This window comes from Cyanobium sp. N5-Cardenillas (assembly GCF_024345515.1).
GTDB lineage: Bacteria > Cyanobacteriota > Cyanobacteriia > PCC-6307 > Cyanobiaceae > Cyanobium.
The window spans coordinates 1-8,544 of the sequence record NZ_JAGQBG010000134.1; the positions used below are offsets into that span (position 1 = coordinate 1).

The following is an 8,544-nucleotide window of genomic DNA, read 5'->3' on the forward strand; positions in this document are numbered from 1 at the left end:
GCAGGGCAATCCGGTGGCCATTGACGGCGAACGCCTCGATCCGGTGGCCCTGATCCGGCGGGCCAACGCCCTGGCGGGGGCCCATGGCTTCGGCCGCCTCGACATGATCGAGAACCGGGTGGTGGGCATCAAGAGCCGGGAGATCTACGAAACCCCCGGCCTGCTTCTGCTGATCCGCGCCCACCAGGAGCTGGAGAGCCTCACCCTGGCCGCCGACGTGCTCCGCTACAAGCGCCAGATCGAGATGAGCTGGGCGGACCTGGTGTACCAGGGCCTCTGGTTCGGCCCCCTCAAGGACGCCCTCGACGGCTTCCTCGACCGCACCCAGGCCACGGTCAATGGCCTGGTGCGGATCCGGCTGCAGAAGGGGAGCGCCACGGTGGTGGGACGCTCCAGCGCCAGCGACAGCCTCTACGTGCCCGACATGGCCACCTACGGCGCCGAAGACCTCTTCGACCATCGCGCCGCCGAGGGCTTCATCTACGTGTGGGGGATGCCTACGCGGTTATGGGCCGCCCGTCGTCGTGGCGACTGATCTTCTGGGTTGACCCCTCGCCCGGGCGCCCGCTGGTGTCCGGGCCGCCCAGCCGCAGGGCCCGCTTCAGGGCCTTGCCCCAGCCTCCTTTCCTGGCCACCGTGGACAGCAGCAGGGGCTGGGGGCGGCCTGGGCCGGGCGGCGGGCCGTCGCCGGCAGCCGGGTTGAGGCTGTACAGCCGCTCCCGCAGGGCCTGGTTGTCGTCGAGCAGGTGCTTCTGGTGCTCCATCACCGTGGCCAGGCGCTGCTGGAACTTGCGCTCGAAGATCTCGGGCAGGTCCTCGAGCATTTCATGCAGGGCCTTGAGCTCGTCCCGGGCGGCGGCCAGCTCCATCTCGAGCTGCTGGGCATCCGGGCCGGTGGTGGTGAGGGCGAGGCTCGAGGCTTCCGCTGCCGCCTGGGGGGCCTGGGCGGCAGCCGGTGGCGCGACGGGGTCGAGCAGGATCGGGTCGGCGTCGATCGCGTCGCGGGCGATGGCCACCGGGTCGGCACCGGCGGCAGGCCCGTCGCCGAAGCTGAAGCTGGCCGACGGCGGCGCCAGAGGGGCCACCGGCTGGCCGGGAGTCAGCACGCTCGGTGCAGGTGTCGACGGGTTGGCGGGCCAACCGGAGGGGGTGTAGGCCGGCTGGGGCGGCACCACACGGGCTGGGAGGGTTCCCTCCGGATAGGCGTCCTCCTTGTCCGAAGCTGTCATCGCCTAGCACCCATTGGGCGGACTGTAGGCCCAGTGCTGAGGGATGAACAACCGGAATCAGACCGCCGCGGGTTCGGTGGGGGCGACGTCGACGGCGGCGCCGGGGACGCTGCGGGGGGGAGGCATGGGGCCGTCCTGGATGACGGTCAGGTAGCGGATCACATCTTCGGAGAGCCGCATGGCCCTCTCGAGCACGGCCACCTGCTGGCCATCGCCACTGTGGTTGAGCTGCACGTAGATGCCTTCGCGGTGCTTGGCGATCGGATAGGCCAGCCGGCGCTTACCGCGCATCTGGGTGTCGAGCACCTCGGCGCCGGCCTCGATCACGAGGTCGCGGTACTTGGCGACGTGGGTCTCGACTTCTTCCTCCGGAATGTCCGGCCGGAGGATGTACATGGTCTCGTAATAGGGCTGCGTCATGGTCGCCTGGGGAGGGGCTGAGGGGCATGGAGCCGCTCAGCGACGGATCCATGAACCTATCGCAGCACCGTCGCCGCTTCGGTAGGGCCGCTCAGAAGAGCTGCATCCGCACCGCTTCGGAGACGGTGGGGATGTCGGCTTCCTTGCCCCGCAGGCTCTGGACCACCGAGAACAGCACCAGCAGCAAGGTCCCGAGGAAGATCGTGTTGGAGAGGGTGCGGATGGCGAAGCCGGCGCCCAGGGGAGCCAGCACCGTGTCGAAGGCGAGGGTGAGCAGCACCAGCACGATGTCGATCAGGATCGCCTGCAGCACGTTGAAGCGGATCGGGTAGGGCACCTTGGGGTTGCGCACCACCAGCAGGAACAGCAGCAGGAACAGCACCAGGCCGCCGAAGGGAATGGCCTGCTCCAGCACCACCAGGGGCAGGGCCGGCAGGGCCACCCACTGCAGCAGCGGGAACATGTCGAACAGGGCCTGGCCGAAGCGCAGGGCGTCGCTCAGGGGCCGCAGGGAGGCCAGGGCGCCCAGCAGCCGCGGCCCGATCGGAGGACCTTCCATGGGGGCTGCGCAAAGGGGCGAAACAGAACCGCAGGCTAGGGGCCCTCCAGTCGGGCCAGGGCGGCGGCCCGCATGGCGATGACCGGCATCTCCTGCACTCCGCTCCAGAGCCTCAGGGAGGCGGCCCCCTGCTGCACCAGCATCTCGAGGCCGTCGATGGTGCGGCAGCCCTGCTGGCGGGCCAGGCGCAACAGGGTCGTGGGTCTGGGGGTGTAGATGAGGTCGTAGACGGTGGTTGCCGGCGATAGGGCCGCGATCTGGTCGGGGCGAAGCGGCGAGCGTTCCGCGGCGGCGGGATCGCCCGCGGAGGCCATGCCCACCGGCGTGGTGTTGACGACCAGATCGGCACTTGCCAACGCCGCGCCCAGGGGGTCCGCTGGGCCGGTGCTGTCCGGTCCCCAGACCAGGGGCTCCAGTCCGGGGGCCCAGTCGGCGCAGGAGCGGATGAACGGCTCCAGGCGCGCGGCGTCGCGGCCCGCCACCCGGACGCGCTCCAGGCCCAGGTCGACCAGGCCCGCCACCACGGCCCGGGCACTGCCGCCACAGCCCAGCACCAGGGCTTCACGGGCGGACAGGGGCCGCAGCGGCGCCAGAAACCCCTCCACATCGGTGTTGGTGCCGAGCCAGCCGCCGCCTTCGCGTCGCACCAGGGTGTTCACGGCCCCCAGCCGCCGGGCCAGCGGTGTCAGCTCCTCCGCCAGTTCGGCGGCGGCCTGCTTGTGGGGCAGGGTGACGTTGAGGCCGCGGCAGTCGATCGCCGCCAGGGCCCGCAGCACCACGGACAGGTCGGCGGCCGCCACCGGCAGGGCCAGGTAGGCCCAGTCGAGCTCCAGCTCGGCGATGGCCGCGTTGTGCATCGCCGGCGACAGGGAATGGCGCACCGGATCCCCCAGCACCCCCACCAGGGCGGTGCCGCCACCGATCGCCGGTGCTGTCGGGGGGGTCGCCATGGGCTCGCACGGGCAGCTGCCGCCCGACCGTAGATCCGCCGGATCCCAGGCTCCGACAGGCCGCCGGCCCCGTCCCGGTACGGCATCGGTTCGGGAACCACCCCTCGCCTGGGTCAACCCCTGGTGCGGAAGATGGCGGAAGCCAGAAATTCATTCACACCAGGAGTTGTTCATCCATGGGCAAGGTCGTCGGTATTGACCTCGGCACCACGAACAGTTGCGTCGCCGTGATGGAGGGCGGCAAGCCCACGGTGATCGCCAACGCCGAGGGCTTCCGCACGACGCCTTCCGTGGTCGCCTACACGAAGAACCAGGACAAGCTGGTCGGGCAGATCGCCAAGCGCCAGGCGGTCATGAACCCGGAGAACACTTTCTATTCCGTCAAGCGTTTCATCGGCCGCCGGGTCGATGAGGTGAACGAGGAGTCGAAGGAAGTGAGTTACGGCGTCGAGAAGGCCGGCTCCAACGTCAAGATCAAGTGCCCGGTGCTCAGCAAGCAGTTCGCCCCCGAGGAGATCTCGGCCGAAGTGCTGCGCAAGCTGGCCGAGGACGCCGGCAAGTACCTGGGTGAAACCGTCACCCAGGCGGTGATCACCGTCCCCGCCTACTTCAACGACTCCCAGCGCCAGGCCACCAAGGACGCCGGCAAGATCGCCGGCCTGGAAGTGCTGCGGATCATCAACGAGCCCACGGCCGCGGCCCTGGCCTACGGCCTGGATCGCAAGAGCAACGAGCGCATCCTCGTCTTCGACCTCGGCGGCGGCACCTTCGACGTCTCCGTGCTGGAAGTGGGCGACGGCGTCTTCGAGGTGCTCTCCACCAGCGGTGACACCCACCTGGGCGGCGACGACTTCGACAAGGTGATCGTCGATCACCTCGCCGACAACTTCAAGGCCAACGAGGGCATCGACCTGCGCCAGGACAAGCAGGCCCTGCAGCGCCTCACCGAGGCGGCCGAGAAGGCCAAGATCGAACTCTCCAGTGCCACCCAGGCCGAGATCAATCTGCCCTTCATCACCGCCACCCCCGAAGGTCCCAAGCACCTCGACCTCACCCTCACCCGGGCCAAGTTCGAGGAGCTCGCCTCCAAGCTGATCGACCGCTGCCGGGTGCCGGTGGAGCAGGCGCTCAAGGACGCCAAGCTCTCCACCAGCGAGCTCGACGAGATCGTGATGGTGGGTGGTTCCACCCGCATCCCCGCGGTGCTGGAGCTGGTCAAGCGGATCACCAACAAGACCCCCAACCAGACGGTGAACCCCGATGAGGTGGTGGCCGTGGGTGCGGCCATCCAGGGCGGTGTGCTCGCCGGCGAGGTCAAGGACATCCTGCTGCTCGACGTCACCCCGCTCTCCCTGGGCGTGGAAACCCTCGGTGGCGTGATGACCAAGATGATCACCCGCAACACCACCATCCCCACCAAGAAGTCGGAGGTCTATTCCACCGCCGTCGACGGCCAGACCAACGTGGAGATCCACGTGCTCCAGGGCGAGCGCGAGATGGCCTCCGACAACAAGTCGCTGGGCACCTTCCGACTCGACGGCATTCCCCCGGCTCCCCGCGGCGTGCCCCAGATCGAAGTCACCTTCGACATCGACGCCAACGGCATCCTGAGTGTCACCGCCAAGGACAAGGGCAGCGGCAAGGAACAGAGCATCTCCATCACCGGGGCCTCCACCCTCAGCGACAACGAAGTCGACAAGATGGTGAAGGACGCGGAGGCCAACGCCAGCGCCGACAAGGAGAAGCGCGAGAAGATCGACCTGAAGAACCAGGCCGAGACCCTCATCTACCAGGCCGAGAAGCAGCTGGGCGAACTGGGCGACAAGGTGGGCGCCGAGGACAAGGCCAAGGTGGAAGGGTTCGCCACCGACCTCAAGGAAGCCCTTGAGAAGGACGACAGCCCGGCCATCAAGGCCAGCCTCGAGCAGCTCCAGCAGGCCCTCTATGCCGCCGGTGCCTCCGTGTACCAGCAGGCCGGGGCCGAGGGTGCTGCCGCCGGCGCCGCCCCCGGTGGCAATGGCAACGGCACCGCTGCCGCCGCCGATGACGTCATCGACGCCGAGTTCACCGAGAGCAAGTGAGCCCTGGGCCGATCGGCCCGGATCCCTTTCCAGCCCCCTTCGGGGGGCTTTTTTCATGGGTCGTTGCGGCGTTCAGGCGCCGAGGGGGCCGGCCTCGATCCGCTCGGCCACCCAGGCAGCACTGGCCGGCGCCAGCAGCACGCCGTTGCGGTAGTGGCCCGCCGCCAGCAGCAGCCCCGGCGCCGGCTGCTCCAGCAGGGGGGCCGGCCGGCCCAGCGGCCTCGGCCGCAGGCCCTGCCAGTGGCGCACCACCTGTGCCCCCCGCAACCACTCCGGCGCCGCACCGCCGAGGTCGCGCAGCTCGCTGAGCTGGTCCGGGTCAGCCGTGCCGCCGGGTTCCAGGGTCGCCCCCAGCCACAGCCGCCGGCCGCCCTTGAGGTCGGGACGGGGCACCAGATTGACGCCGCGCCACACCACCGTCCCGGGCCATTCGCTGGGCAGGGGGGCCGCCAGTTCCAGCTCCAGGGCCTGGCCCAGCACCGGCTCCAGTGTCCAGCGTCCAGGCTCGAGGCCAGAGACACCCTTGAGCAGGGTGCTGGCGGCGGTCCCTGCCGCCAGCACCACCCAGGCCGCCCGTTCCGCGCCGCCGCCGGCCAGCTCCACCCGCCAGCCGCCCCGCTCTGGCTGGAGGGCCACGGCCGCGTCTCGCTGCAGCGCAAGTCCCCGCTGCCGGCCGTCCGCCGCCAGGGCGGCCAGGGCGGAGGCGGGATCGAGCTGGCCATCCCGGCCGGAGTGGAGCCCCGCCAGGCAGGGCTGGGGCAGGGTGGGCAGGAGCGGCTCCAGCCGCCGCCGGTCCCACGGTTCCAGGGGCAGGCCCAGGGCCCGTTTGTGTTCCCCCAGCGCCGCCAGGCGTTCCTGCTCGGCGCCATCGGCGGCCAGCAGCAGCACCCCGGGCCGGTAGGGGATCGGATGTCCCCGTTGCGCCAGCTCGTGGCGCCACCGGCTCCAGAGCTCCAGGCTGCGCTGTCGCAGGTCCCAGGCCCGGCCCCGGTCGCGGTGGAAGCTGTCGGCCATCAGCAGGCCGAGGGCGGCCCGGCTGCCGCTGCGCCATTCCCCCCCGGGGTCGCGATCGCCCGGGAGATCACCGGCCAGGGCCGGATCCAGCAGCAACACCTGGTGGCCCCGGCACTGGAGCCACCAGGCACAGGCCAGGCCCACGATCCCCGCCCCCACCACGATCACCGTGGTGGAGGCGCCGCCGGTTGGCGGCCCTTGCGGAGGGCGGGCTTCAGGCGTCGGCGTTGCTCACGGAAACCGGCTGGGGAGCAGGCGTGGTCGGCGAGGGGGCCGGGGGGACGGCATTGGACACCTTGTCTTCGGCGGCGAAGGCTTCCGCCATGGCGACGGCCTCGGCCGGGATCATCTCGGCGTAGGCGCTGAAGCCGGTGGCCACCTTGATGTAGTCCTTGCGCAGGTTCTCACCGTCCTGGAGGCGGGCGGCCTCATCCAGCTTGGCCAGGGAAGCCTTCAGTTTGGTGGCCCGCTTGCCGGCCTCGGCCCGGTCGGCCGGCAGCAGGCGCTGGTTGATGTAGAGCATCTGGCGACCCAGATCCTGCATCGGGCCGTGGATCAGGTTGCGGGTGAAGACCCAGTTGCGGTCGTTGACCAGATCGGCCAGTTCGGGCAGGCGCTCCTTCGAGGCCAGGAACCCTTCGGCCTGACGGGCGATCAGGGTCATGTCGGCGGGGCTGATCGTCGGCGGCTTGCGGGTCTGGTCGCCCGCGCAGGCCCCCAGCGACACGCTGAGCAGCAGGGCCACGGCGAGGAGGGCGAGGCGGCGCAGGCCGGCCATCAGGGAGATGGGGGCGGGGATCGACGCGACGGCCATGGGACGGTGCTGTGACGTGGCAAGCGCCGTGACTTTACCGGCCCGCCTGCGCCACCATGACGGTCCCGACCACGCTCCGTTCCGGAATCATCGATGCGTTCTCCCACGGCGATCCTGCAGCTGATCTGCCCCGATCGGCCAGGGCTGGTGAGCGAACTCTCGGGCTGGGTGGCCGCCAACGGCGGCAACATCCTCCACGCCGATCACCACACCGATGCGGGGGCGGGGCTGTTCCTGAGCCGGATCGAATGGGCCCTGGAGGGTTTCGGCCTGCCCCGCGAGGCGATCGTGCCGGCGGTCGCGGCCCTGGCGGGGCGCCTCGGCGGTGAGGGCCAGGTGCATTTCTCCGATGCCCTGCCCCGGGTGGCGATCTTCGCCAGCCGCCAGGACCACTGCCTGGTGGACCTGCTCTGGCGCACCCGCTCCGGGGAACTGCCGATGCTGGTGCCCCTGGTGGTGTCGAACCACCCGGATCTGGCGACACTGGCGGCTGATTTCGGTGCCCGCTTCGTGCACCTGCCGATCACGGCGGCCTCCCGCTCGGAGGTGGAGCAGGCCCAGCTGGCCCTGCTTGAGGAAGAGGGGATCGAGCTGGTGGTGCTGGCCAAGTACATGCAGGTGCTCAGCCCGGCGTTCCTGGCCCGCTTCTCCCAGGTGATCAACATCCACCACTCCTTCCTGCCCGCCTTCCAGGGGGCCCAGCCGTACCACCGCGCCTGGGAGCGCGGCGTCAAGCTGATCGGCGCCACGGCCCACTTCGTCACCGAGGAGCTGGACGGGGGCCCGATCATCGAGCAGGCCACCATGCACGTGGGTCACCGGGACGAGGTGGAGGACCTGATCCGCAAGGGCCGTGACACCGAACGGCTGGCCCTGGCCCGGGCGGTGCGCCTGTTTCTGCGGCGACAGGTGATGGTCTACCGCGGCCGAACCGCTGTGTTTGATTGAGCCTTCCCCCGGGACCCGCCGTCGGTCCCCCGTTGCCGCCGCCGCTCCGGTGATCCGTTTGTCCGCCCTCGACGACCGCCTGCTGGCGCATCGGCCCGCCGCCGCCACCCCCCTGGGCTGGCGCTGCTTCCAGCTGGGGCTGTTCCTGCTGGCCAGCAGCGCCTTTCTGGGTGGCCTGGCCCTGCTGCTGGCCCTGATCCTGGGCAGCCGCGGTCGGCGTCCCGTCCTGGATGACCGGGTCAATGGCGTGCTGCTGGTGGCGGCGGTGCTGATGGTGCTCGGCTGCTTCCGGGCCGCCAGCAATGGGCTGGCCTGGCTGGGGATGGGCAACTGGCTGCCCTTCTTCTGGGGCTTCTGGGGCTTCCAGGTCTATCTCGGTACCCCCGCCGCCCGCCGCCGGGTGGCCCTGGCCCTGGTGGCCGGCACGGTGCCGGTGATCCTCACCGGCCTGGGCCAGCTCTGGTGGGGCTGGAGCGGCCCGTTCCAGTGGCTGGGGGGCCTGATCATCTGGCACATCAAGGCCGGCGGC

Annotated in this window: 7 protein-coding genes and 3 pseudogenes; 4 read left to right on the forward strand and 6 right to left on the reverse strand. The window is 70.5% G+C overall.

The genetic code is table 11. The annotated features are described in order from the left end of the window. A pseudogene (locus KBZ04_RS11090) lies at nucleotides 1-535 on the forward strand (argininosuccinate synthase domain-containing protein); the annotation flags it as partial. On the opposite strand, the gene KBZ04_RS11095 reads toward KBZ04_RS11090, so the two are convergent. The 4 genes from KBZ04_RS11095 to KBZ04_RS11110 form a co-directional block, all read right to left on the reverse strand. Continuing rightward, on the reverse strand, nucleotides 498-1,229 hold the full coding sequence (locus tag KBZ04_RS11095) for a hypothetical protein (protein WP_254991992.1): 732 nt from the start codon (nucleotides 1,227-1,229) through the stop codon (nucleotides 498-500). The pseudogene KBZ04_RS11090 and the gene KBZ04_RS11095 sit on opposite strands and share 38 nt — an antisense overlap. Before the next feature lie 57 nt (nucleotides 1,230-1,286). Further along, entirely contained in the window at nucleotides 1,287-1,649 is a 363-nt protein-coding gene (gene rpsF / locus KBZ04_RS11100) for a 30S ribosomal protein S6 (RefSeq protein ID WP_254991993.1), read from the reverse strand. Between the two features lie 91 nt (nucleotides 1,650-1,740). After that, a complete protein-coding gene (locus KBZ04_RS11105) occupies nucleotides 1,741-2,208 on the reverse strand; it encodes a Tic20 family protein (protein WP_254991994.1) in 468 nt (155 codons plus the stop codon). Between the two features lie 35 nt (nucleotides 2,209-2,243). Further along, nucleotides 2,244-3,158, reverse strand: a complete 915-nt coding sequence (locus KBZ04_RS11110) for a shikimate dehydrogenase (RefSeq protein WP_254991995.1) — start codon at nucleotides 3,156-3,158, stop codon at nucleotides 2,244-2,246. Between the two features lie 176 nt (nucleotides 3,159-3,334). Here KBZ04_RS11110 and dnaK point away from each other — a divergent pair, with 176 nt between their 5' ends. Next, complete coding sequence (gene dnaK / locus KBZ04_RS11115; RefSeq protein ID WP_254991996.1) at nucleotides 3,335-5,239, forward strand: molecular chaperone DnaK; 1,905 nt, start codon at nucleotides 3,335-3,337, stop codon at nucleotides 5,237-5,239. 72 nt (nucleotides 5,240-5,311) lie between these two features. Here the strand turns inward: dnaK and KBZ04_RS11120 are convergent, their stop codons facing one another. Beyond that, nucleotides 5,312-6,421 carry an FAD-dependent oxidoreductase gene (locus KBZ04_RS11120; protein WP_315860109.1) on the reverse strand — a complete coding sequence of 370 codons (1,110 nt, stop codon included), beginning with the start codon at nucleotides 6,419-6,421 and terminating at the stop codon, nucleotides 5,312-5,314. Nucleotides 6,422-6,578: 157 nt separating this feature from the next. After that, nucleotides 6,579-7,034 (reverse strand): annotated as a pseudogene (psbQ, locus tag KBZ04_RS11125) (photosystem II protein PsbQ); the annotation flags it as partial. 126 nt (nucleotides 7,035-7,160) lie between these two features. Here psbQ and purU point away from each other — a divergent pair. Then, nucleotides 7,161-8,015 (forward strand): formyltetrahydrofolate deformylase, encoded by an 855-nt coding sequence (gene purU, locus KBZ04_RS11130; RefSeq protein ID WP_254991998.1) that lies wholly within the window; start codon nucleotides 7,161-7,163, stop codon nucleotides 8,013-8,015. A gap of 49 nt (nucleotides 8,016-8,064) precedes the next feature. Then, nucleotides 8,065-8,544, forward strand: a pseudogene (locus tag KBZ04_RS11135) (ligase); the annotation flags it as partial.

Coding starts and splice junctions, on each gene's coding strand:
- KBZ04_RS11095 (WP_254991992.1), bottom strand. CDS start 1,229: ATGACAGCTTCGGACAAGGAGGACGCCTATCCGGAGGGAACCCTCCCA.
- rpsF (WP_254991993.1), bottom strand. CDS start 1,649: ATGACGCAGCCCTATTACGAGACCATGTACATCCTCCGGCCGGACATT.
- KBZ04_RS11105 (WP_254991994.1), bottom strand. CDS start 2,208: ATGGAAGGTCCTCCGATCGGGCCGCGGCTGCTGGGCGCCCTGGCCTCC.
- KBZ04_RS11110 (WP_254991995.1), bottom strand. CDS start 3,158: ATGGCGACCCCCCCGACAGCACCGGCGATCGGTGGCGGCACCGCCCTG.
- dnaK (WP_254991996.1), top strand. CDS start 3,335: ATGGGCAAGGTCGTCGGTATTGACCTCGGCACCACGAACAGTTGCGTC.
- purU (WP_254991998.1), top strand. CDS start 7,161: ATGCGTTCTCCCACGGCGATCCTGCAGCTGATCTGCCCCGATCGGCCA.